Raw genomic sequence first — 22,436 nt, 5'->3', positions numbered from 1 at the left:
CCGACGGCGGCCGGAGCGGGGGCACCTCTCGGGGCGTGACACCATCGGGCGGTGCTCGATATCGGCTACTCCCTCTCCCGGCGCTTCCCCGACCCCCCACAGACCGACTACCGACGCGCGGACACCCAGTCCCTGCGTCACGATCTGTTCTGCGGCGACGTCTACCTCGCCGACACCAAGGCGGACCGAGAACTGTCCACAGCCTGGGGATGGGTCCCGGTGCTCGACTTCGCCTGGGCGCTGTGCGACATCGTCGAGCGCATCGACCGCGATCCGCTCGGCAGCAGGGCGGCCACTCCGCAGTTCGCCGAGTTGGACTTCACCGAGTCCACGGACCGGATGGTTTTCGAGCGGCGCTTCGGCTGGGTCGACGTGGAGGCGGACTGGATGCCGGGCGACGAACCGGCCCTGACCTTCAGCCACCGCGAGTTGCGGCGCGAATCCCGCGACTTCCTGCACGACCTGCTGGCCGACCTCTTCGACCTGCACGAGGGCCTCGCGGACAATCCGGTGGTCTGGGACCTCCAGGCCCGCTTTCCCCGGCTGTAGGGCCGCTGCTCCCAACGACGATGTCACAGAGTGAGGGTCCCCGAACGTCCTTCTACCGAGAGCGTTCACCGGCTCAGGGAAGGGATGCCCCTCATGCACGAGATCACCGTCATCGGTGGCGGCTTCGGCGGACTGACCGCGGCCATCGCCGCAGCCGAATCGGGAGCCGCCGTCCGTCTGTACGAGGCTCATCGGACGTTCGGTGGTAGGGCCCGCACCGGCGAGGGGCCCTACCGCACGAACGACGGGCCGCACGCCTTCTACCGTCGAGGACCCCACTGGGGCTGGCTGAAGGACCGCGACCTCATCGGGCCGCTGGCCGCGATCCCCGCCCGGGAGGGTGCGCGCTTTCGGTTCCGTCGTGGCGGGCGGCTCCGCAGGATGCCTCCGGCGGCCCTGGTCAGGCTCGCCCACTGGGACCCCGGGCTCGTACCGGTCGACCAGGACTTCACCCGTTGGGCGAGCGCCCGGGTGGGCCTTGAGGGGGCGCAAGCGGCTGCCCGGTACATGGGCGTGGCCCTCTTCCACCACGACCCCGGTTCCCTCTCGGCCGCGTTCGTCCAGGAACGGCTGCGGCGCGCGGCCTCGCTGCCGCCCGAGGCGAGCTATCCGCGCGGCGGCTGGGGGCAGGTCATCGCCCGCATGGTCGCCCGCGCCACGGCGTTGGGCGTACGGATCGAGAGCGGCGCCCGAGTCGATGTGCCGCCTGAGCACGGGCCGGTGATCGTCGCCACCTCGCTCGACGCGGCGCGCGGACTGCTGAAGGACGATGCGCTGCACTGGCCCAGCGGACGCACGACCCTGATCGACCTCGCGCTGCGCACCCACCGCAAGGACCCGTTCGTCCTCTCCGATCTGGACGCCCCCGGATGGTTGGAGCGCTTCACCGCGCAGGACTCCTCCTTGGCACCCGCAGGGCAGTCGCTCGTTCAAGGCCAACTGCCCATCGGGCCCGAAGAATCGAAGGCGGACGGCGTCCTGCACGCCGAGTCCCTCTTGGATCTGGGGTTCCCGGGTTGGCGGGAGCGGACGGTGTGGCGTCGGGACGGGCTGGCGCAGGGCCGCACCGGGGCGCTCGATGCGCCGGGGACGACCTGGCGGGACCGGCCGGCGATCGACCGCGGGAACGGCGTCTATCTGGTCGGCGATCAGGTGGCGGCTCCCGGCCTCCTCTCGGAGGTGTCCTTCACCAGCGCGTTGTCAGCGGTGACACTAGCCGTTCGGCGCCCCACCACAGGGGTTGGCCTCGGACGCGCTTGAGGACCCCACCACGAGGGTTGACCTCAATCGGGCTTGAGGTTGGAAGGTGTGAGTAGACCGTTGACCGGCCCATCCAGGGGAGCCCGCCATGCACGCCGTACGCCTCCACGCCTTCGGCCCCGCCGAGAACCTCCTGCACGAGCAGGTCGACGATCCGCAGCCCGGCCCGGGCCAGGTGCGGATCGCCGTCGAAGCGGCGGGCGTCCACTACCTCGACACCCTGCTGCGCACCGGGCTCGAAGGGCACCCCGCAGCACCCGCGGCGCTGCCCAGCATCCCGGGCCGGGAGGTCGCCGGAACCGTCGATGCGCTGGGCGAGGGCACCGACCCCGACTTGCTCGGCAAGCGGGTCGTGGCCCATCTGGGCCTGGCCCCGGGCGGCTACGCGGAACTCGCGGTCACCGATGCGGCGAGGCTCCATGAGATCCCCGCGACGCTCGATGCGGCCGAGGCCGTCGCGATGATCGGCACCGGCCGTACGGTCATGGGCATCGTCCAGTTCACCGACCTGGGCCCGGACGACGTGGTCATCGTGCCGGCGGCGGCAGGCGGCATCGGCACCCTCCTGGTCCAGTACGCCAAGAACGCCGGAGCCACCGTCATCGCCCTCGCCGGCGGCCCCGCCAAGGCGGCCCGGGCACTCGCCAACGGCGCCGATCTCGCCCTCGACTACCGACGGCCAGAATGGGTCGAGCAGGCCCGCGACCACCTGGGCGACACCCGGGCCACCGTCGTCTTCGACGCGGTCGGCGGCGACATCGCCCGGCACGCGGTCGATCTCTTGGGCAAGGGGGGCCGCCACCTCGTCTACGGCGGATTCGGAGACGACGTGACCTTCACCGACGAGGAACTGATCGAACGGGGGATCACGTCCGAGGCCGTCGTCGGGCCCGCGATGATCGAGAAGGCGGGAGGGGACATCCGTACGCTGGAGGAGCGCGCCCTCGCCGCGGCGGCGAGCGGACGGCTGCGCCCGGCGGTCCAGCGCTTCCCCCTCGCCGACGCGGCCGGCGCACACCGCGCGCTGGAGACCCGTGGCACGGTCGGCAAGGTGGTCCTCGTCCCCTGAGCACCCGGGTCCCGAAACCCTGAAGGTGGGACCCGAGCCCCGGCCGGCCCGAGCCCCTGAACACGGCCTACTTCGGTTCGCCGAGCTTCCGCAGGGCGTCGTCCGTCAGCCGGTTCACGGTCCACTCGTCCATGGGCACCGCGCCCAGCGACCGGTAGAAGTCGATCGACGGCTTGCTCCAGTCCAGGACCGACCACTCAAGCCGCTCGTAGCCGCGGGCCACGCAGAGCCGGGCCAACTCCGTCAGCAGGGCCTTGCCGTGGCCGCCGCCACGACTGCTCGGGCGGACGTAGAGGTCCTCCAGATAGATCCCGTGCACACCGCGCCAGGTGGAGAAGTTCAGGAACCAGAGGGCGAAACCGACCGTTTCGCCGGCGTCCGTCTCGGCGATGTGCGCATAGGCCGCGGGGTTCTCACCGAACAGCGCCTCACGGAGTTGGTCCTCCGTGGCGTGGACCTCGTCCAGAGCCTTCTCGTACTCGGCGAGTTCACGCACCATGCGGTGGATCTCCGGAACATCTGTGGGCACAGCGGTACGAATCATGGGGTCGAGCCTGCCCTATTCGACGATCAGCGAGCCAACAGCGTCCGAGCGATGGACACCTGTTCGTCCTCCAGTCGGGACTCGCCGTCCTCCAGGGTCCACAGGCTGTTCTGGAGCACCCGCCCCAGGACCCATGCACGCGTCCGGTCACGGTCCAGACCCAGCGTCTCGGTGAGCAGATCGAACCGCCACTGCGTCTCGGCGGGGTCGAAGAGGTTGTCCAGGGCGGGCATCACATCGAAGCCCGGGTCCCCGGCCAGCGGCCTGGGATCGATGACGAGCCAGGGCTCCCGGTCAGCCGCCAGGACGTTGTCGTAGTGCAGGTCCCAGTGCAGCAGCCGGTCCCCGCTCTCACCGGCCACCTCCCGCACGGCGGCGGCGCAGTCCAGCAGCACCCTGCGCTCGTCCTCGTCATGGAGGAGCCGCACCGCGTCCGGAACGTCGGCGAGCATGTGCGCAGCGATGTCCCCCAAGGTGCGCATCCCCTGCGGCGCCGGTTCGGCCGTCAACCGGGCCAACAACTCCGCCAGGATGCGCACCGCCTCCCGGGTGTCTGTCAGCGACGACAGATGACGGCCGGAGTCGAGCCGTTCGAGGAGCAGCGTGTTGGTGTCCGCATCGTGCTCAAGGAGTCGTACGGCGCCGTCCCCGTCCCACAGGCGCAGGGCGACGGGCTCTCCCTCGCTCTCCTCGTCGAGCGCCTGGAACTTGACCGCGGCCGGGGAGCCGTCGGGCCGCTCCACCGGGAGGACCAGGGCCGCCATGCCGTGCATGGCCTTCCCCGTCACCCGCAGTTGCCAGCGCTCCAGGAACTCCTCCACCCGCTGCGGGAGCACGGCGATGAAGGCCCGCCCCGCTTCCCCTCCGTGTTTGTGCTGCGACTCGGCCAGTGCTTCCGGTACCTCGATCATGCAGGCGATCGTATGGACACAGTGCCGACCCGCTCGCCCCATTTTCCGGCATCCGCACCAGGGCGCCGGGCGGCGGCGTTGCGTACAGTCGCCCGCAGACGAGGGCCCGAGCAGCACCTTCACGGCCGGATCACCGCGGCGCGAGCCAGAGCGGCAGGGACACGATGACCAGCACCACCGCCAACGGCGGCATCTCGTTCTGGTACGCCCAGGACGGGCTGCCCACCCCCCGTGAGCCGCTGCCCGGGGACGCCTCCGCCGATGTCTGCATCGTGGGCGGCGGATACACCGGTCTGTGGACGGCGTACTACCTCAAGAAGGCCGCCCCCTTCCTCAACGTCGTCGTCCTCGAAGGCAGGTTCTGTGGCTACGGCGCTTCCGGGCGCAACGGCGGTTGGCTCTACAACGGCATCGCGGGCCGCGACCGCCATGCGCGACTGCACGGGCAGGACGCCGCGGTCCGGCTCCAGCGGGCCATGAACGACACGGTCGACGAGGTCATCCGGGTCGCCGCCGACGAGCACATCGACGCCGACGTACACCGCGGCGGAGTGCTGGAAGTCGCCCACACCCCGGCCCAAGCGGCCCGGCTCAGGGCGTACCACCGTGCGGAGGTCGCCTTCGGCGAGAAGGAACGGGTGCTCCTCGGCGCCCGGGAGACCGCCGAGCGCATCCGGGTCAACGGCGCTGTCGCCTCCTCGTGGACCCCGTACGGCGCCCGGGTGCATCCGGTGAAGCTGGTCAAGGGACTGGCCTCGGCGGTCGAGGCGCTGGGCGTGACGATCCACGAGTCCACACCGGTGACGGAGATCCGCCCCCGGCACGCGGTCACCCCCTACGGAACGGTCCGCGCCCCGTACGTCCTGCGCTGCACCGAGGGGTTCACCGCCGCGCTCAAGGGGCAGCGGCGCGCCTGGCTCCCCATGAACTCGTCGATGATCGCCACCGAGCCGTTGCCGCCGGAAGTGTGGGCCACCATCGGTTGGGAGGGGCGCGAGACGCTCGGCGACATGGCGCACGCCTATGTCTACGCCCAGCGCACCGCCGACGACCGGATCGCACTCGGCGGCCGAGGAGTTCCGTACCGTTTCGGCTCCCGCACCGACAACGACGGGCGTACGCAGGCGGTGACGGTGGAGGCGCTGCGCGAGATGCTGGTGCGCCTCTTCCCCACCACGGCGGGCGTGCGGATCGCGCACGCCTGGTCGGGGGTGCTCGGAGTACCGCGCGACTGGTGCGCGACCGTCACCCTGGACCGCTCGACCGGGCTCGGCTGGGCGGGCGGCTACGTGGGCTCCGGTGTCGCCACCGCCAATCTCGCCGGCCGCACCCTGCGCGATCTGATCCAACAGGACTCGGGACAGGCGGGCGCAACGGACCTCACCACCCTGCCGTGGGTCGGACACCGGGTGCGCAAGTGGGAACCGGAACCACTGCGCTGGCTGGGCGTACAGACGATGTACGCGGCCTACCGGGGTGCCGACCGCCGCGAGTCACTGGCCCGCAGCGCTCGGACGGACCGGGTGGCGCAGATCGCGGACCGCATCTCGGGCCGCTCCTGACCTGCCCGACACCGATGGGTTCTTCCCGCGGGGGCCGGGCCCGCCGCGGGAAGGTGTGGTGCCGGTCAGTCGGTGAAGCGGGTCAAGATCCCGCCGAGGGATTCCCAACCCTGCACCGACGGGCCCCACGAACTCCCGTCCCACCACTTGTGGTGCAACGCGGAACCCGTACCCCGGACGAACAGATCGAGCCGGTTGGGCTCCCAGGAGACCGCCTCGGGTGAACTCGTGCAGATCCCACCGAGGGATTCCCACCCCTTGACCGAAGGACCCCACGAACTCCCGTCCCACCACTTGTGGTGCAACGCCGAATCCGTACCGATCACAAAGACGTCAAGCCGGTTGCGGCCCCAGGAGACCGCCGCGGGCGTGCCGTTGCAGAGGCCACCGAGGGATTCCCACCCCTTGACCGACGGGCCCCACGAACTGCCATCCCACCACTTGTGGTACAGCGCCGAATCCGTACCGACGACGAAGACGTCGAGCCGGTTCGGTCCCCAGGAGACCGCCGCGGGTGCTCCCATGCAGATCCCGCCCAGGGATTCCCAACCGGTGAGTGACGGCCCCCAGGAACTCCCGTCCCACCACTTGTGGTACAGCGCCGAGTCGGTGCCGATGCAGAAGAGGTCGAGCCGGTTCGCGCCCCAGGAAACCGCGACGGGGTCGCTCATGGAAATCCCGCCGAGTGATTCCCAACCCTTGATCGATGGCCCCCACGCATTTCCGTTCCACCACTTGTGGTAGATCGCGGAATCCGTGCCTCGGACAAACAGATCGAGCCGATCAGGCGCCCAGGAGATCGCCTCGGGCGGGCTGAGACAGATTCCGCCGAGGGATTCCCAACCCTTGACCGAAGGACCCCACGAACTCCCGTCCCACCACTTGTGGTGCAACGCCGAATCCGTACCGATCACAAAGACGTCAAGCCGGTCGTGGCCCCAGGAAACCGCGGTGGGTCGGCTGGTGCAGATTCCGCCGAGGGATTCCCAGCCCTGCACCGACGGGCCCCACGCATTTCCGTCCCACCACTTGTGGAAGAGGGCGGAATCGGTGCCGATGCCGAAGGCGTCAAGCCGCGCCGACTCCCAGGAGACGACCGGCCCCGAGGCTGGCGATGGACCGTACAGGGCCCGCACGGCGGCGATGTCGTCCGTGCTCAGACCGGTCCGCTGCCCGATGGCCGCCCCCGTCTGCGTGGGCACGATGGTGTCCTGCCCGTTGCGCGAGAAGGCCGTGCGCGGGTAGTGCATGATCGAGCCATAGTCGTACGGGCCCACGTCGTCGCCGTCGGCGATGTGCTGGTCGAAGTTGTGCTCGAAGCCCGGGGTGATGTTGGCCCAGACGATCGAGACGAACCGGTCGCGGTCCTCACGGCTCTGCTCGTGCCAGAGCCCCACGGCGTGGCCGATCTCGTGGATCGTGTTCCCGGTCGTACAGCCGGCGCCGAGCGTGATGTTCTGGCCTCCGCGCTGGCGCCCGACGAAGGAAGAACAGCCGCCGCCGGGGACGAACCGCACGAAGTCCGGATAGCGGGCCGCGTTCGCCGCCGTTCGTTGGACGAACCGGATGGGGGTGCGCCCCTGCCAGTGGGCGATGGCGTCGGTGACCCGCTGCTGATTGGGCAGCCCCCCGTCGATCTCGAACGGCACCAAGGCGCCCGGCCAGCGGAACTCTCGTCCCGAGATGCTGACGGCGGACTGGACCTTCGCATCGCCCTGCGCCTTCAGTTGGGCCGTACGCCGGTCGACGGCCTCGGCCGTGCCCAGGACGATGTCCCCTTCGAAGATCGCCTGCCCTTCGATTTCAACGTACTGAACGGGCTTGGCCTGAAAACTGACTCCGTCGATCAGTGCGGTCTTTACTTCCCCTGAGGAACGGAATTCACCGTGACCCTCTCCAGCAACACTGGTCTCTGCGTTGGACATGATTTCCCCCTGCCATTCGGCTTCCTGTCCGCGCACACCACAAAACCGTTTCGCGGAACGTACTGTGGAATATCAGTGCCGGCGGGGGTCGACAAGGGGGTGCGCGAGCGTATGCCGATCGTAGAAATCACCGTGCGACTCGCGCCGGGCACGAGCGCCCCCGGCGCGGCGATCACCTTGCGCGCCCAGGTGGAAGAAGTGGGCGCGGCGGACGCTCCGGCCCGTGTGGTGGCGCGCGAGGTCCTCCGCGGAGTGCGACTGGACGAGCCCCGACACCTCTCACTGGAGGTGACGGAGCCGAATCCCACCCTCCGCTACACGGTCCGGGTGCACGCCGACGTGGCCGACTCGGGCCTGGTGACCGGCCGCGATCTGGTCAGCACCCGTTCCCATCCGGTCCTCACCCAGGGCGGACCAAATACCGTCACGGTCGAGCTGAGCCCGGCAGCGCCCTGACAGGGGAACGAGCGAGCCATGCGACACCGAGGAACTCCTGGGGCCCACAAGACGCATGAGCCCCAAGGAACGGCGGGGGCTCGGGGTGCAGTGGCCCGTTTCTGACAGAAATATGTCCCGGGTCAGAGTGATCCGGGACACATTCAGGGCCTTCGAGAGCCCCCTGTCGGATTCGAACCGACGACCTACGCATTACATCGGTCTACACGACCATGATTGCCAACGCCAGACCCTGGCCAGTTGGAGCCACCCGCCCGGGCCGGAGAGATGCCAAGTCGCCAGACGTCCCTTCATCTGGACTGGTCGGGCAGCCTGTTGGGCATGTAGCACACCGTGGATGAATCGATGGTGGACTGGGCGACGCCAGTGGCAAAGGCAGAGCTGAGTGGCCCGCTTCCGCGGCGGTGGGCGCACTCGCAGGGTGTGGCCGCTCGCGCGGTCGCGCTTCGGCACATCCTCGGGACGGAGACCGACCTGCTGGCGGCTGCGGCGATAGTGCATGACGTTGGCTATGCACCGCGGCTCGCGGTGACCGGCTTTCACCCACTCGACGGCGCCCGGTTCCTACGTAATGAGCGTGGTGCTGACGAGCGCTTGGTCCGGTTGGTGGCGAACCACTCCTTCGCACTGCTGGAGGCCGAGGAGCGCGGACTACGGAAAACGCTGGAGACGGAGTTCCCCTTGCTGAAGGAGCCCCTACTGGTGGACGCACTGGTCTACTGCGACATGACGACCACACCCCACGGAGAGCAGACCACCGCCCAGGAGCGGGTAGCAGAGATCCTCAGCCGCTACGGGATGGACAGCTTGGTCGGGCGTTTCATTCGTCGGGCGGCACCTGAGATCTTCGCTGCAGCAGCGCGGGTGGAAGCGGCCCTGGCAAATCAGCCCAGATAGGGGTACCTGCCCGTCAAGTAGTCGCCGATCTGCTGGCGCATGCTCGGGTGGATGTCGTACGCGTCGAGATCGTCCGGCTGGACGAAACGGACGCCATCGGCCTCGTCGTTGATCGTTGGTTCGCCGCCGACCGGGCGGCCGATGTAGGTGTTCTCGTACTGCTGGCGGATCTCGCCGTCCGTGTAGGCGACGATGTGGTTCGGGTTGGTGTAGACGCCGAGGAAGCCGGTGATTTCGGAGATGATGCCGGTCTCCTCCAGGCATTCGCGTACCGCGCACTGCGCCGCCGTTTCGCCAATGTCCTGGGCTCCGCCGGGCAGGGCCCACTGGCCGGTGTCGCGGCGGCGCTGGAGCAGGATCGCGCCCTGGTTGTCCACGACCAAAAGGTTGCTGGCCGGGATGAGGGTGTTCGCTTTCGGGGCGCCGGGCTCGTTGTAGTACTCAGTTCTGCCCATGTGTGACGGTCCCCTCCTGGTCGAGTGTCCAGGGCCGCGCGGTAGCCCAGACGGCGTCGAAACTCTGAGCGTAGTTGTCGAACCACCCAGTGGCGTCAGCCCTTCTGAGATGGAGAAGCGGGTTGGCGCTGGCCGGCTGGCCCCAAACGTGCGGGTTGATCAACAGGTCGTCGTCGTAGCGGAACATGGAGGTGTAGAGCGTCGTGTCGTGCAGCCGCACCTCACACCCTGCCTCCGAGAGCAGCGAGCGGTAGTAGGTGAGGGAGGCTCGGATCTTGGCGGACAGGGCGTCACCGATGCCTTCCTCATGGCCCCGGATGGCAACCGCCGTGCCGGTTGGATCGCCGAAGCACAGCCTTACCCGGACTCCGCCGGCCGCTCGTTCGGCGAGCATCTTCGCCACGTGTGGGTTGGACTGGGCGAAAAAGGTGCCGGAGAAGACAAGGACCCCGATCTGTTGCCGGGACTCCCGGAGCAGCGAGAGCCAGGTGTCCCGAGGAACGCTGGCCCGGTTCTGATAGGTGCCGACAAGCTCGACACCGAGTCCGGTGCCCGGTCGGCTAACGCGTGGGTGAGAGGCGGGCCAGAGGAAAGTCTCCTCCACCCGCAGGTGCTGCGCGACACTGAATCGGTGCCGAGGGTGAGGCAGGCGCCCGCCGAGCCAGCGGCCGACGGTTTTCGGGTCCACCTCGCACAGTTCCGCGAGCGACTCGAGTGAGACGCCACGCTGGGCGAGTACGGAGTGCAGTCGCTCGTTCACGGATCTCATCGAAGCCAAGACGACCAAGATCGGGCAAGGACGTTTTGGGACGTTCTTCGGAGGTGAGGCAGAGACAGATCCCTACGCTGGCGACATGCAGCTCATCGTTCTGTGGGACATCGACCACACGCTCATCGACAACGCCGGGGTGAGTAAGGAGATCTACGCGGCGGCTTTCTCAGCATTGGCGGGACAAGTACCGGTCGGGCCTGCACGGACAGAGGGGCGCACGGATCGTCTGATCATGCGGGAGATGTTCGTCCGGCACGGCCTGCCCGAACCGAACTGGCCCACGATCGAGGCCGCCCTCACCCACGCCGGAGAGGAGCGCCTTGCCGAGCTTCGCAACAGGGGTACAGCCCTGCCCGGGGTGCGTGACGTCCTCGAAGCGGCCTCGACGCGCGGCGACTGGGTGTCCTCAGTCCTGACCGGGAACATCGCAGCCAATGCCGCCGTGAAGTTGTCCGCCTTTGGTCTCGATTCCCTGCTGGACCTGTCCGTTGGCGCCTTCGGAGCCGATGCCGAACAGCGTCCCGATCTCGTGGGGGTCGCCCGGGAGCGGGCCCAGCGCCTCCGGGGGGTGACGGGTGACGTGCCCGTGGTGCTTGTCGGGGACACCCCGCGCGACATCGAGGCCGCCCTGGCGACGGGCTCCCAGATCGTCGCGGTCGCCTCGGGCATCCACAGCGCCAAAGAACTTGCTGCCGCCGGCGCGACCACCGTACTCACTGACCTCTCTCACACATCGGACCTCGTCCGGATCCTGGAGTCTTTCTCGGCCCGCTGAAAACGTCCCAGGACGTCCCCACGCCGTCCGCAAACGCGGTGATGCTGTCCCGGCCAGCTCGGCCAGCATCAGGTCCTCAGCCAGAAGACCGGCCAAGGGGGCTCAAGTGATCGGGAAAGTCACCGGAACTCGCAGGTTCCGGATGCTGCACGCTGCAACTTCGAGTCCCTGCACTGCTTACTCGGCGAGCGTCTACGGAAGAACTCACCCTCGCGGTCCTGACGTGGTGTATGCCCGTGTCTGACCGGCTGACACCTGGCCAAAATCCCCCACATTAGATGAAATCGAAGGGCCGAAGAAGCCTTCGGTCCGTCAAGCTGCGGCTCTTCTCGAACTGAACTACTCCGAGGCCAGGTTCGGCAGCGTGAACGAGACCTACAGGCTCTGCCAACTCGTGTAGTAGCCGGGGTCGTCGAGTGCACCCGCGTCGGCCTGTCAACCCGACGATGACCGACGACGGCAACAGGAGGTCGGCTCAACGGTGACTTTTCGTCGCTGCCCCCTGCCACCACCGTGGCGGAGACGTCCGGAGGACACCGAAGGGGGAAGCACCGAGCCCTGCGGGGTGGCTCGCACCGCAGATGAGCACTACGCGAACAAGCCGCTCTGACTCCGCGCCCTGAGCCCCTACGACCGGCAGTGGCTACCACCCCTGAAACCACCACATCCGTACGCAACAAGCGTCCCGTCGTACCCGGCGGGAGATCGGAAATGAGGAAGGAGCACCAAGTGGGAGACATGACGCCCTCAGTCGAGGAGGGCCTTCTGGTCACCGTGGAAATCCTCGCGAGCGTCCACGACCGGCATGACAGCAACGCCTCCGACCCCGGACAGGGCAGCTCCGGTGACGGCCCCTGGCCGGGTGGGGATGGGCTGAACCACGCGGCGTAGCGATCCGCTCTCCTGCGGAGGGGCCACACGCGGCCCCTCCGCCCTCCATCACCTCACCCGACACAGGGAAAGGAACAACTCATGGAGCACCGTTTGGTCCGAGCAGTCGAGGAGGCCCTGGGGTGGGACGGCCCGGGTCTCCTGGGCAAGGAGTTCGCCTGGGGGAAAATCAGCGACCTCGGGGTCGTGGAGAGGCTACTCACGCCTTCCCGTCTGCTCGACATGGTGATGCGCCGCAGTCTCGCCAACCCGCAGTTCCGGTTCTTCAAAGGTGGTGCTGAGCTGCACCCCGACGCCTATCTCGACCGCCAGGTTACGCCCCGGGGCCAAGCGATCCCCATGGTGGACATACGTCGGGTGGGCGGCCTGTTGCGTGAGGGCGCAACGCTGGTCCTGGATCAGTCGAACGTCTTCGACCCCACGATGGAAGCGGCCTGCCGAGCGATGCAGTGGTGGTCTCGGGAGCACGTCCAAGCGAACGTATATCTGACCACGAACGATGCTTCCGGTTTTGACCTGCACTGGGACGACCATGACGTCCTCATCGTTCAATTGGCCGGCGAGAAGCAATGGGAGGTACGCGAGACCTCCCGGCCCGTGCCCATGTTCCGGGACGCGGAGCGGAACAACACCCCCAGCGAAGACATCGTGTGGACCGGCACGATGAAGACCGGCGACGTGATGCACATTCCCCGCGGCTACTGGCACGCGGCAACGCGCGTGGGCAATGGCGACGGCCACAGTACTCATGTGACCTTCGGCTTCGCCAAGCGCACCGCCGTGAGCTGGCTGACCTGGCTCGCCGACTGGTCCCGACAGGAGGAAGTGTTCCGCCACGACCTCGACCGCTGGAGCAGCCCGGAGGAACGGGAAGCCCAGAAGCGGCTGCTGGCCACAGAAGCCTCACACCTCGTCGACGTCCGCACTCCGGAGGAATTCCTCCGCCTCCGCGAGCAGGAAGCCCCTCCCGGTCGACACGTCCCCTTTCTGGACATCTTCGGCCCGCTTCAAAGCGTGGTGTGTGTCAGCGAGTTCCCGCCGCTGATCAAGGAGGAGGACGAGACGGTCGCCGTGCTGGCCGCAGGCAAAAAGCTCACCTTCATGTGCAAGGCCCTGCCCGGGCTCCGAATGCTCCTCAGCGGCCATCCCGTGCAACTGGACGAGGCTGCCCGCCTGGTGGGCGCGGAGATAGAGACCCTGGCAAAGATCCTGGTGAAGGAGGAGCTGTGCGCGAGTCTGACCCCCGAATTGTCCTCGGGCTACACCGGTCTCGTTACGAGCGCCGGATCCTGACAAGCGCACTGGATCTCGGTATCGACGCGATCGACACCAGCTTCAACTACCACGGCTTCTCGGCCCATTCAGCCCTGGCGAAAGCTGCAAATGATCTTCTACCCCGATTCAAGGTGTCCACCAAGGTCGGCTTCTTCCAGGCTGCCGGCCAAGCCGAACACTCTCTCGACCCCGTTCGTCTCCGGAAGGCAGCGGAGAAGACGATCCGGGATCTCGGCCGCGTTCCCGATCTGGTGTTCCTGCACAATCCGGAACGCTCCTTGCACAATCTCTCTGCCGGTTCCCGGAACGCACTGGACATGGCGTGTGCTGCACTTGCGAGTGCGGTGGCAGATGGTCTGTGCGGGGCCTGGGGCGTCTCTTCCTGGGACCCACGTCCGCTGCCCGGATTGGTCGAAGATTCGACGCCGAGACCCGACGTGTTCATGGTCCGCGCGGGGCTTCTTGCTGGAGCCGACGTCTTGGATGCCGCGGAAGCACTGGCGACCCGCTGGGATCTCGGTTCTGACCAGCTTTGGGGCATGAGTCCCTTCGGCGGCAGCACCGAGGACCCCCTGTGGAGCAGTCTTGACGCCCGGATGTTCATCCGGGCAACTGGATCTGGGCTCTCCCGCGTCCAGGCGGTCTTCCGTACTGCGTACTCGCTTCCTCGGGTGGGAGCAGTCGCCGTCGGTACGGATGACCCCTGCCACCTGCGGGATCTGATCGCCTCACTGAGGTACGACACCGACGACACGAGTGTCAACGCGTACCGCAGGCTCCTCCGCGAGCGGGCGGACCGTCAGCCTCGCTGAAGCTCGTCCGCGACCCGGGTGGCCATGTGGCGTGCCGGTTGGAGTCGGGGGTCCTCGGGGTGGGCATCCGGAGCCAGGATCTTCGCGCAGACGAAAAGGGTCATCAGCCGGCCATCCCGGCTCTCCAGGTCATGTCGCCGCTCATGGCGGACCCGATCGGCCAGGGCCGGGACAGCAAGGGAGTTACCCCACAACGACGCGGCATCCAGCCCGCGCGGGGCAATGCCCCAATCCTCCCAGTCGAAGAGACAGAACTGCGGACCGGTCATGTTCGCCCAATTCAGGTCGGCGTGCGCCGACCGCCACTGGTGGACTGTTGGGTCGACGCCGCCAGGAAGGAATCGCTTAACCGCATCCGTCACTCCATTCTGCGTGACGGTGACGGTGTCCGGGGTGGCGACCCGACTCGTATGCTGGGCGGCCAAGGCGTCCAGCGACGCGTTCAGCGCCTGCCACCAGCAGTCCGGCAGCTCGGGATCCGCGAGCAGGACACTGCCGCCGATCGGTGCCCCGGGCAGCAGGTCCGTCTCGTCCGCGCGCCACATCGCGGCCTCATCCGGTCTGCTCCATGTGCTGGCCCGGTGCCATACGGGCTTCGCGATCCCCTCCAGCAGAGCCGCACATTCCGTCCCGTTCCAGCCCTGGCCGCCGATCCTGACGAAGGGACGCCGCTCGATCCGTACCCACGTATCCCGGTCCGTGCGGGCGCCGAGCGAGCGTCGCTTGCACACCAGAGTGTGCCGATCGAGCCGTGTCTGGAGTGAACGCTCGACCTCGTCGAGCACGGCATCCACCGGCTCAACACGCAAGTCGACGACGGCATTAGTGGGGAACGAAGACGGCACTGGACCTCCCTGGCCGGCCACTGGCCGACGTTAACAAGAACCGGCTCACTCGATTCCTGGTGACATCAGCAAGCAAGGCAGTGCCGGTGCAACTCACGGACGGCTCGGCCTTCGGCGTCGGCGAGGGCAAGCCAGCTTGGGTTGGTAACGAGCCCAAAACGGAGACCACAGGCAGCAAGACAGCCCGCGCCCGACGCAGGCGCCACATCCGATAAACAAAAACCCCAGCTCATGACGAGTGATCTGGGCCACACATTAAGCCTCTGAGAGCCCCCTGTCGGATTCGAACCGACGACCTACGCATTACAAGTGCGTTGCTCTGGCCAGCTGAGCTAAGGAGGCAGCCGTAGCAGTGTAACCAACCGTGTGCCCTCGTCGACCGAGAATCTGGTTGCCTACGGCAGCTGACAGATCAGAAAAGGGCAGGTAGCGTCACCCCACGTCCACACAGGTGGACTACACCAATCCTTTACTCGGATCGTCCGGCACGTTCCTGCCGGTGAAGGGAACCATCAGCATGGCCAGCGTCACGTTCGACAAGGCGACCCGCATCTACCCCGGCGGGGACAAGCCTGCGGTCGACCAGCTCCAGATCGAGATCGAAGACGGCGAGTTCCTCGTCCTCGTCGGCCCTTCCGGTTGTGGCAAGTCCACTTCCCTCCGGATGCTCGCCGGACTTGAGGACGTCAACGGCGGAGCGATCCGCATCGGCGACCGCGATGTCACGCACCTGCCACCCAAGGACCGGGACATCGCCATGGTGTTCCAGAACTACGCGCTCTACCCGCACATGAGCGTCGCCGACAACATGGGCTTCGCGCTCAAGATCGCCGGCGTCAACAAGAGCGAGATCCGCAAGAAGGTCGAAGAGGCTGCCAAGATCCTCGACCTCAGCCCCTACCTCGACCGCAAGCCGAAGGCCCTCTCCGGCGGTCAGCGCCAGCGTGTGGCGATGGGCCGCGCCATCGTCCGCGAGCCGCAGGTCTTCCTCATGGACGAGCCGCTGTCGAACCTCGACGCCAAGCTCCGTGTCTCCACCCGTACCCAGATCGCCTCGCTCCAGCGGCGCCTGGGCATCACCACCGTGTACGTCACCCACGACCAGGTCGAGGCCCTCACCATGGGCGACCGGGTCGCGGTCCTCAAGGACGGTCTGCTCCAGCAGGTCGACTCCCCGCGCAACATGTACGACCGCCCGGCCAACCTCTTCGTCGCCGGCTTCATCGGCTCCCCCGCCATGAACCTGGTGGAGGTGCCGATCACCGACGGCGGCGTGAAGTTCGGCAACAGCGTGGTGCCCGTGTCCCGCGAGGCACTCAGCGCCGCCGCCGACCGCGGCGACACCACCGTCACCGTGGGCGTCCGTCCCGAGCACTTCGACGTCGTCGAGCACAACGGCGCCGCCGCCCGCTCGCTCTCCAAGGACTCCCAGGACGCGCCGGCCGGTCTCGCCATCTCCGTCAACGTCGTCGAAGAGCTCGGCGCCGACGGTTTCGTGTACGGCTCCACCGAGGTGAGCGGAGAGTACAAGGACCTGGTCGTCCGCGTCGGCGGTCGTTCCGTGCCCGACAAGGGCGCTGAGCTGCACGTCGTTCCGCGCCCGGACGAGCTGCACGTCTTCGCGACCTCGACCGGTGAGCGCCTCACCAACTGAGTCGACCGAAACGGTTCAACACAGAGTGACGGCCCCGCAGTTCCTGCGGGGCCGTTTCCCGTGTCCCGCCAAAAGCCCCACCGCTCCGGGCATTTCGGTACCCGCCGTCAACACCGGATTCGAAAGGGCTCGTCGAACCGTCCCCCGCCCGAGTGACTAAATGTCGCCAAATCATCACTGACCGCTACGCTCGCTCGCGTGACCCACTCAGCACGCCGAATCGGCCGCACACTCGCTCTCGTTCTGCCCGTCGTCCTGGTGCTCTCCGGAACCCTCGCGGTCACCAGCGTCCCGTGGGCGGGCCAGCCGAGCCAGTCGCAGATGCTCACCGCCTCCTCCCAGGACGTCTCCGTACGCGCGAAGCCACGCGCCCCCCAGGACGTCCTGCGCGACCGCCTCCTGGCCGAACTCCAGGAGAAGGACCCCGGGACCGCGCTCACCCACCTCCAGCGCGAGGTGGAGGCCCGGCCGTCGCTCGCACAGCACTGCATGTCCATCGCACGCGCCCTCGGCCGCGCCGCCGTCGACCGCCTCGGCCCCACCCGCGCCCAGTCCTACTCCAAGCCTGTCTGCGACACCTCCTTCGCCACCGGCGTCGCCGCACAGACCCAGGGCAGCTGAGCCGCCGGGGCCTTCCGGCCCGTGCCGCATATGGTTCACGCCATGAGTACGCCTACGCATCCGACGCAGGCCGTGGTCCTGGCGGGCGGCCAGGGCTCACGGCTGCGCCCGTACACCGACGACCGCCCCAAGCCGATGGTCGAGATCCCGGGAACCGGGACCCCGATCATCGGCCATCAGCTTTCCTGGCTGGCCGCCGAAGGCGTGACCGACGCGGTCGTCTCCTGCGGTCACCTCGCCGAAGTGCTCCAGGACTGGCTGGCGACCACCGAGTTGCCCCTGCGCGTCACCACCGTCGTCGAACCCGAGCCGCTCGGCCGCGGCGGCGGTCTCAAGTACGCCGCCGCCCGTCTGCCCCGCCCCGATCTGCCCTGGTACGCCACCAACGGCGACATCTGGACGCGTTTCCCGCTGCGTGACATGGCCGCCTTCCACACCGAGCGCGACGCCGTCGCCACCCTTGCGCTCGCCCGCCCCCGCATTCCCTGGGGAGCCGTGGAAACCGATGCGTTCGGACACATCACGGACTTCATCGAAGCCCCGCCGTCGCCGTTCCTGATCAACGCCGGCGTGTACGTCTTCTCCGCCGCCTTCACCGAGCTGCTGCCGGATCGCGGCGACCACGAGCGCACCACCTTCCCCGGACTGGCCCGAGAGCGCCTGCTGGCCGGCTTCCCGCTGCCCCAGGGCGCCTATTGGCGGGCGATCGACACCGCGAAGGACCTCACCGAGGCCGCGAAGGAACTGGCCGCGCAACAGCCCTCGTAGCAGGCGCACCGCCGGGCATACCGTGCGCAGGGAACGCCAAGGGCGGCCACCGGGATTCCGATGGCCGCCCTCGGTCGTTCGGTGGGCGGGTGCTCAGCCCAGCAGGCCGCCGATCACCCGACCGCTGCCCCCGCTGCCCGATCCGCCGCCCGAGCCCGAACCGGAACCGCTCGTGGACCCCGGGTCCTCGGCGCTGCTGTCCGTGGCGCCCGTACCACCGCTGCCACCGCCCGACGACGACGGCCCCGAACTCCCCGAAGGTGCCTGCTGGGCGGGCTCTGAACGGGCCGGCGGCTCCTGAGCGCCACCACCCGTGCCCCGGGGCTCGCTGGGCTGCTCCTGGGCCGTGCGGCCCGGCTCACGGGCCTTCTCCCCGGACGGCGTGGCCTGTTCCTTCTTAGGGGTCTCCACCCGGCTCACGGACGGCTTAGGTTTCTTGGGCTGCTCCCCGGTGGGGCCGGAGGAACTGCGCTCACCCGTCGGCTCGTCCTGCGGCAGGGCGGAGCCGGGCAGATGGTTCGTCGGGTCCTGGTTGGGACCTGGCACGGTGACCATGTCCGTGGAGCGCACCGCCCCGCCCAGGATCGAGCCGAGGAGCAGGGTGAGGCCCACGACCACGGTCGCCACGACCGCGCCCCGCCGCAGCACCCGCTGGCGCAGCTGCCAGAGCTCGGAGCGCGGCCCGAGCTTGCGCCACGCCTCGCTCGCCAACCGGCCGTCCACCGAGTAGACCGGTGCGCCCGCGATGATCAGCGGGGACCAGGCGGCGAGGTAGATGATGTCGGGTGCGTCGTAGACGGGTACGGTCCGCCAGCTCACCGTGAGGATCAGCGCGGCCGACAACAGTGCGCCGACGACGGCGGCGACCCGCTGCCACAGCCCCAGGACCGTCAGCACACCCACGACGATCTGGAGGAAGGCGACCGTGAGGCCCGCGCCCACCGGGTGGGAGAGCGCGAAGTCGCGCAGCGGCTCGGCCAGCGCCCACGGGTGCAGCGAGTTCAGCCACTTGACCATGGAGCCGCGCTCGCCGCCGTCGAAGTAGACGGGATCGCTGAGCTTGCCCATGCCGGCGTAGATGGAGATGAAACCGAGGAAGACCCGCATCGGCAGCAGCACCACGCCGAGGTTCATCCGGCGCCCGGGGTAGTAGCCGTGCCGAACCGTGTCCTGCCCCGCCCGGTGCGGGGGCGTGTCCCCCACGACGTCGTCCAACTCGTCCTCGTAGGGCTCCTGTTCGTAGGAGGCGTACGAGGCGGATGGGTCGTAGCCGTCATAGGTGCCGTAGCCGTCGGGGCCGTCATAGGCGCCGACGGCCTGGCGCATCGGCGGCAGGAGCGGGCTCTCCGAGCGGCTGTGGGGCACTCCGGGATGGACGGGGTGGGGCTCGGTCGGATCGCCGCCGACGCCGGTGACCTCGACCCGGGGGATCACCTGGGTCGAGCCGCCGTCGTAGTGGTCGTGGCCGTCCTGGTATCCGGTGGTGGCGTTGTTCCGGACGGCTCGGAGCAGTCCCGTCGCACCGGCGTCCCCGGGTGCGGACCGGCCGCTCCAGACGACGGGCGCCCGCCGCCGGGCCACGGCACCCGTATGGGGGACGCGCGTGGTGTCCGCCACGGCTCGTGACGGGCGCGAGCTCGGAGCGAGCCGCACCCGGAAGCTGGCGTGGTTCACGATGACCTGCGCGGGGTCGCAGTCAACCTTGACCATGCTCAACGCAGGCTGATCATCGAACCCGGGCCGGGGCGTTCTGGTGTCCACACTCATCTAACCGAGTGACAACGAGTTAGGACACTGCCACGGCCGGCCCTATCTGTCCGAGACCCGTCAAGGCTGGTGAGCGCCCCGGAAAGGGCGTGGCGGGCCGGAGTCAACCCGCCACGCGGACGTCATGGGCGCCGCTTGGCCGCCTCGTACAGCACGACGCCCGCCGCTACACCGGCGTTGAGCGACTCCGCGCCGCCCGGCATCGGAATGCGGACGAGGAAGTCGCAGGTCTCGCCGACCAACCGGGACAGGCCCTTGCCCTCGCTGCCGACGACGATCACCACGGGTCCGCCGAGCGCTTCGAGGTCGCCGACCTCGTGCTCGCCGTCCGCGGCGAGACCGACGACGGTCAGGCCCGCCTTCTGGTACCCCTCCAGGGCGCGGGTGAGATTGGTGGCCCGGGCCACCGGAGTGCGGGCGGCGGTGCCTGCGGACGTCTTCCAGGCACCCGCGGTCATGCCGGCCGCACGGCGCTCGGGCACCACGACGCCATGACCGCCGAAGGCGGAGACCGAACGCACCACGGCACCCAGGTTGCGCGGGTCGGTCACCCCGTCGAGCGCGACGATCAGCGGGTCCTCGCCCTCGTCGTGCGCGGCCACCACCAGGTCCTCCGGGTGCGCGTACTCGTACGGCGGGACCTGGAGCACCATGCCCTGGTGGTTGAGGCCACCGGTCATCCGGTCCAGCTCGGGCCGGGGAGCCTCCATCAGATGGATGTTGCCGCGCCTGGCCGCCAACTGGAGGGCCTCGCGGACGCGCTCGTCGTTGTCGATGAACTGCTGCACGTAGAGCGTGCTGGCGGGCACCCCGTCGCGCAGCGCCTCGAAGACGGGGTTGCGTCCGACGACCATCTCGGAGCTGCCCTTGCCGCCGCGGCGGGCGACGGGGCGGCGCGCGGTCTGCTTCGCCTTGGCGTTGGCGACGCGGTTCTTCACGTGCCCCTTGCGGGCGGACGCGGGTGGGGTCGGGCCCTTGCCCTCAAGCGAGCGGCGCCGATTGCCACCGCTGCCGACCTGCGCGCCCTTCTTGTTGGACGTGCGGCGGTTCCTGCGCTGGCTGTTCCCGGCCATGGCTACTACCTGTTTCCTGAAAGCTCGAAGGCGTACGTACGTATGTATGAAAGTGTGCCGCCCGGGGAGCCGGGCGGCACATCGCGGATGGGCGTCAGCGCGGTCCGAGCGTCCAGCGCGGTCCGTCCGGGCTGTCCGCGATGACCAGACCGGACTGCTGGAGCTGGTCGCGGATGGCGTCGGCGGTGGCCCAGTCCTTGCGCCCACGGGCCGCCTCGCGCTGCTGGAGCACCAGGCGTACGAGGGTGTCGACCGCGCCGTGGAGGTCCTCGCCGCTCTCCGTCTCCCCCGCCCAGTGCGCGTCGAGCGGATCGAGACCCAGTACACCGAGCATGGCACGAACCTCGGCCAGACGGGCGACCGCGCTCTCCTTGTCGTCCGCGGCGAGCGCCGAGTTCCCCTGTCGGACCGTGGTGTGGATGACGGCCAGGGCCTGCGGGACCCCGAGGTCGTCGTCCATCGCCTCGGCGAACGCGAGGGGGACCTCGGCGGCGGGGGCGACGGTGTCCCCGGCCTTCTCGCAGACGCGCTGCATGAAGCCGACGATCCGGGCGAAGGCCGATTCCGCCTCGCGCAGGGCCTCCTCGCTGTACTCGATCATCGACCGGTAGTGAGGCGTGCCCAGGTAGTAGCGCAGGACGATGGGCTTCCAGTGCTTGACCATCTCGGAGACGAGGACCGAGTTGCCGAGGGACTTCGACATCTTCTCGCCGCTCATGGTCACCCAGGCGTTGTGCACCCAGTACTGGGCGAAGTCATCGCCGAACGCCTTGGCCTGCGCGATCTCGTTCTCGTGGTGCGGGAAGACCAGGTCGATCCCGCCGCCGTGGATGTCGAAGCTGGTGCCGAGGTACTTGTGCACCATGGCCGAGCACTCCAGGTGCCAGCCGGGACGGCCGCGGCCCCAGGGCGTCTCCCAACTGGGCTCACCGGGCTTGACGGCCTTCCACATGGCGAAGTCGCGCGGGTCGCGCTTGCCGGTCTCCCCCTCGCCGGAGGGCTGCCGGAGATCGTCGATGTCCTGGTTGGAGAGCTGGAGGTAGTCGGGGAAGGAGCGCACGTCGAAGTAGACGTTGCCGTCGGCCTCGTAGGCGTGTCCGCGCTCGATGAGGCCGCGCATCATCTCGACCATCTCGGTGATGTGACCGGTGGCGCGGGGCTCGTAGGTGGGCGGGAGGCAGCCGAGCGCGGTGTAGCCGTCGTTGAAGGCGCGCTCGTTCTCGTAGCCGATCGACCACCAGGGGCGGTTCTGTTCCGCCGACTTCTGGATGATCTTGTCATCGATGTCAGTGACGTTCCGGATGAACGTCACGTCGTAGCCGCGGTACTCGAACCAGCGGCGCATGATGTCGAAGTTCAGCCCGGAACGAATGTGTCCGATGTGAGGGGCGGCCTGCACCGTAGCGCCACAGAGGTAGATCGAGACACAGCCCGGCTTGAGCGGGTTGAAGTCACGGATCTGCCGGGCGCTGGTGTCGTACAGGCGAATAGTCACGCAACAAGGGTAGTGGGCGCACGGCAGTGCCCCGCGACCCAGTGGGGGACGCGGGGCGAA

General features: G+C 68.5%; 22 protein-coding genes and 1 tRNA gene. 13 read left to right on the top strand and 10 right to left on the bottom strand.

Annotated elements, in window-relative coordinates:
* Positions 1–51 precede the first annotated feature (51 nt).
* From ABZ348_RS26385 to ABZ348_RS26375, 3 genes are all read left to right on the top strand, one after another.
* On the top strand, positions 52–549 hold the full coding sequence (locus ABZ348_RS26385; RefSeq protein ID WP_358937054.1) for a hypothetical protein: 498 nt from the start codon (positions 52–54) through the stop codon (positions 547–549).
* Positions 550–642: 93 nt separating this feature from the next.
* On the top strand, positions 643–1,809 hold the full coding sequence (locus ABZ348_RS26380) for an NAD(P)-binding protein (RefSeq protein ID WP_358937052.1): 1,167 nt from the start codon (positions 643–645) through the stop codon (positions 1,807–1,809).
* Between the two features lie 88 nt (positions 1,810–1,897).
* Positions 1,898–2,878, top strand: a complete 981-nt coding sequence (locus ABZ348_RS26375) for a zinc-binding dehydrogenase (protein ID WP_358937050.1) — start codon at positions 1,898–1,900, stop codon at positions 2,876–2,878.
* A gap of 67 nt (positions 2,879–2,945) precedes the next feature.
* Here ABZ348_RS26375 and ABZ348_RS26370 read toward each other — a convergent pair whose 3' ends face one another.
* Complete coding sequence (locus ABZ348_RS26370) at positions 2,946–3,422, bottom strand: GNAT family N-acetyltransferase (RefSeq protein WP_358937048.1); 477 nt, start codon at positions 3,420–3,422, stop codon at positions 2,946–2,948.
* A 26-nt stretch (positions 3,423–3,448) separates the two neighbouring features.
* Positions 3,449–4,333 (bottom strand): aminoglycoside phosphotransferase family protein, encoded by an 885-nt coding sequence (locus ABZ348_RS26365; RefSeq protein ID WP_358937046.1) that lies wholly within the window; start codon positions 4,331–4,333, stop codon positions 3,449–3,451.
* A gap of 164 nt (positions 4,334–4,497) precedes the next feature.
* Between ABZ348_RS26365 and ABZ348_RS26360 the strand changes: the two genes are divergently transcribed.
* Positions 4,498–5,895, top strand: coding sequence for an FAD-dependent oxidoreductase (locus tag ABZ348_RS26360; RefSeq protein ID WP_358937044.1), 1,398 nt, complete (start codon positions 4,498–4,500; stop codon positions 5,893–5,895).
* Positions 5,896–5,960: 65 nt separating this feature from the next.
* Here ABZ348_RS26360 and legP read toward each other — a convergent pair whose 3' ends face one another.
* Positions 5,961–7,820: a Dot/Icm T4SS effector Zinc-dependent metalloprotease LegP gene (gene legP / locus ABZ348_RS26355; RefSeq protein ID WP_358937042.1), complete on the bottom strand. Its 1,860-nt coding sequence runs from the start codon at positions 7,818–7,820 to the stop codon at positions 5,961–5,963.
* A 111-nt stretch (positions 7,821–7,931) separates the two neighbouring features.
* Between legP and ABZ348_RS26350 the strand changes: the two genes are divergently transcribed.
* Both ABZ348_RS26350 and ABZ348_RS26345 read left to right on the top strand, forming a co-directional pair.
* On the top strand, positions 7,932–8,276 hold the full coding sequence (locus ABZ348_RS26350) for a hypothetical protein (protein WP_358937040.1): 345 nt from the start codon (positions 7,932–7,934) through the stop codon (positions 8,274–8,276).
* A gap of 333 nt (positions 8,277–8,609) precedes the next feature.
* Positions 8,610–9,173, top strand: coding sequence for an HD domain-containing protein (locus ABZ348_RS26345; protein ID WP_358937038.1), 564 nt, complete (start codon positions 8,610–8,612; stop codon positions 9,171–9,173).
* On the opposite strand, the gene ABZ348_RS26340 is transcribed toward ABZ348_RS26345, so the two are convergent.
* Together ABZ348_RS26340 and ABZ348_RS26335 are read right to left on the bottom strand one after the other, a co-directional pair.
* Positions 9,161–9,628: an NUDIX domain-containing protein gene (locus ABZ348_RS26340; RefSeq protein ID WP_358937036.1), complete on the bottom strand. Its 468-nt coding sequence runs from the start codon at positions 9,626–9,628 to the stop codon at positions 9,161–9,163. The genes ABZ348_RS26345 and ABZ348_RS26340 overlap by 13 nt on opposite strands.
* The gene (locus ABZ348_RS26335; protein WP_358937034.1) at positions 9,615–10,388 is read right to left on the bottom strand and encodes an XRE family transcriptional regulator; all 774 of its coding nucleotides are present in this window, start codon (positions 10,386–10,388) and stop codon (positions 9,615–9,617) included. Before ABZ348_RS26335 ends, ABZ348_RS26340 begins: the two co-directional genes overlap by 14 nt.
* Before the next feature lie 94 nt (positions 10,389–10,482).
* Between ABZ348_RS26335 and ABZ348_RS26330 the strand changes: the two genes are divergently transcribed.
* The 4 genes from ABZ348_RS26330 to ABZ348_RS26315 all read left to right on the top strand — a co-directional run bounded on the left by ABZ348_RS26330 (position 10,483) and on the right by ABZ348_RS26315 (position 14,153).
* Positions 10,483–11,175, top strand: a complete 693-nt coding sequence (locus ABZ348_RS26330; RefSeq protein WP_358937032.1) for a haloacid dehalogenase-like hydrolase — start codon at positions 10,483–10,485, stop codon at positions 11,173–11,175.
* Between the two features lie 738 nt (positions 11,176–11,913).
* The gene (locus ABZ348_RS26325; protein WP_358937030.1) at positions 11,914–12,066 is read left to right on the top strand and encodes a hypothetical protein; all 153 of its coding nucleotides are present in this window, start codon (positions 11,914–11,916) and stop codon (positions 12,064–12,066) included.
* Between the two features lie 81 nt (positions 12,067–12,147).
* Positions 12,148–13,359 carry a cupin domain-containing protein gene (locus ABZ348_RS26320; protein ID WP_358937028.1) on the top strand — a complete coding sequence of 404 codons (1,212 nt, stop codon included), beginning with the start codon at positions 12,148–12,150 and terminating at the stop codon, positions 13,357–13,359.
* Complete coding sequence (locus ABZ348_RS26315; RefSeq protein WP_358937026.1) at positions 13,293–14,153, top strand: aldo/keto reductase; 861 nt, start codon at positions 13,293–13,295, stop codon at positions 14,151–14,153. The genes ABZ348_RS26320 and ABZ348_RS26315 overlap by 67 nt, the downstream gene beginning before the upstream one ends.
* Here ABZ348_RS26315 and ABZ348_RS26310 read toward each other — a convergent pair.
* Entirely contained in the window at positions 14,141–14,998 is an 858-nt protein-coding gene (locus ABZ348_RS26310) for a hypothetical protein (RefSeq protein ID WP_358937024.1), read from the bottom strand. The genes ABZ348_RS26315 and ABZ348_RS26310 overlap by 13 nt on opposite strands.
* A 268-nt stretch (positions 14,999–15,266) precedes the next feature.
* Positions 15,267–15,340 (bottom strand) — tRNA-Thr (locus ABZ348_RS26305).
* 175 nt (positions 15,341–15,515) lie between these two features.
* Here ABZ348_RS26305 and ugpC point away from each other — a divergent pair.
* From ugpC to ABZ348_RS26290, 3 genes are all read left to right on the top strand, one after another.
* On the top strand, positions 15,516–16,652 hold the full coding sequence (gene ugpC / locus ABZ348_RS26300; protein WP_358879503.1) for a sn-glycerol-3-phosphate ABC transporter ATP-binding protein UgpC: 1,137 nt from the start codon (positions 15,516–15,518) through the stop codon (positions 16,650–16,652).
* A 198-nt stretch (positions 16,653–16,850) separates the two neighbouring features.
* Positions 16,851–17,273 carry a hypothetical protein gene (locus ABZ348_RS26295; protein WP_358879504.1) on the top strand — a complete coding sequence of 141 codons (423 nt, stop codon included), beginning with the start codon at positions 16,851–16,853 and terminating at the stop codon, positions 17,271–17,273.
* Positions 17,274–17,315: 42 nt separating this feature from the next.
* The gene (locus ABZ348_RS26290) at positions 17,316–18,041 is read left to right on the top strand and encodes a nucleotidyltransferase family protein (RefSeq protein WP_358937022.1); all 726 of its coding nucleotides are present in this window, start codon (positions 17,316–17,318) and stop codon (positions 18,039–18,041) included.
* A 93-nt stretch (positions 18,042–18,134) separates the two neighbouring features.
* On the opposite strand, the gene ABZ348_RS26285 is transcribed toward ABZ348_RS26290, so the two are convergent.
* From ABZ348_RS26285 to cysS, 3 genes are all read right to left on the bottom strand, one after another.
* Positions 18,135–19,808, bottom strand: coding sequence for a DoxX family protein (locus ABZ348_RS26285; RefSeq protein ID WP_358937020.1), 1,674 nt, complete (start codon positions 19,806–19,808; stop codon positions 18,135–18,137).
* Between the two features lie 122 nt (positions 19,809–19,930).
* Positions 19,931–20,881: a 23S rRNA (guanosine(2251)-2'-O)-methyltransferase RlmB gene (rlmB, locus tag ABZ348_RS26280; protein ID WP_358937018.1), complete on the bottom strand. Its 951-nt coding sequence runs from the start codon at positions 20,879–20,881 to the stop codon at positions 19,931–19,933.
* Positions 20,882–20,975: 94 nt separating this feature from the next.
* The gene (cysS, locus tag ABZ348_RS26275; protein WP_358937016.1) at positions 20,976–22,376 is read right to left on the bottom strand and encodes a cysteine--tRNA ligase; all 1,401 of its coding nucleotides are present in this window, start codon (positions 22,374–22,376) and stop codon (positions 20,976–20,978) included.
* Positions 22,377–22,436 lie beyond the last annotated feature (60 nt).

Source organism: Streptomyces sp. NPDC005963 (genome assembly GCF_040638655.1).
Classification (GTDB): Bacteria; Actinomycetota; Actinomycetes; order Streptomycetales; family Streptomycetaceae; genus Streptomyces.
Note: the sequence above shows the minus strand (reverse complement) of the source record. Positions and strands in the feature narration are given on the sequence as shown.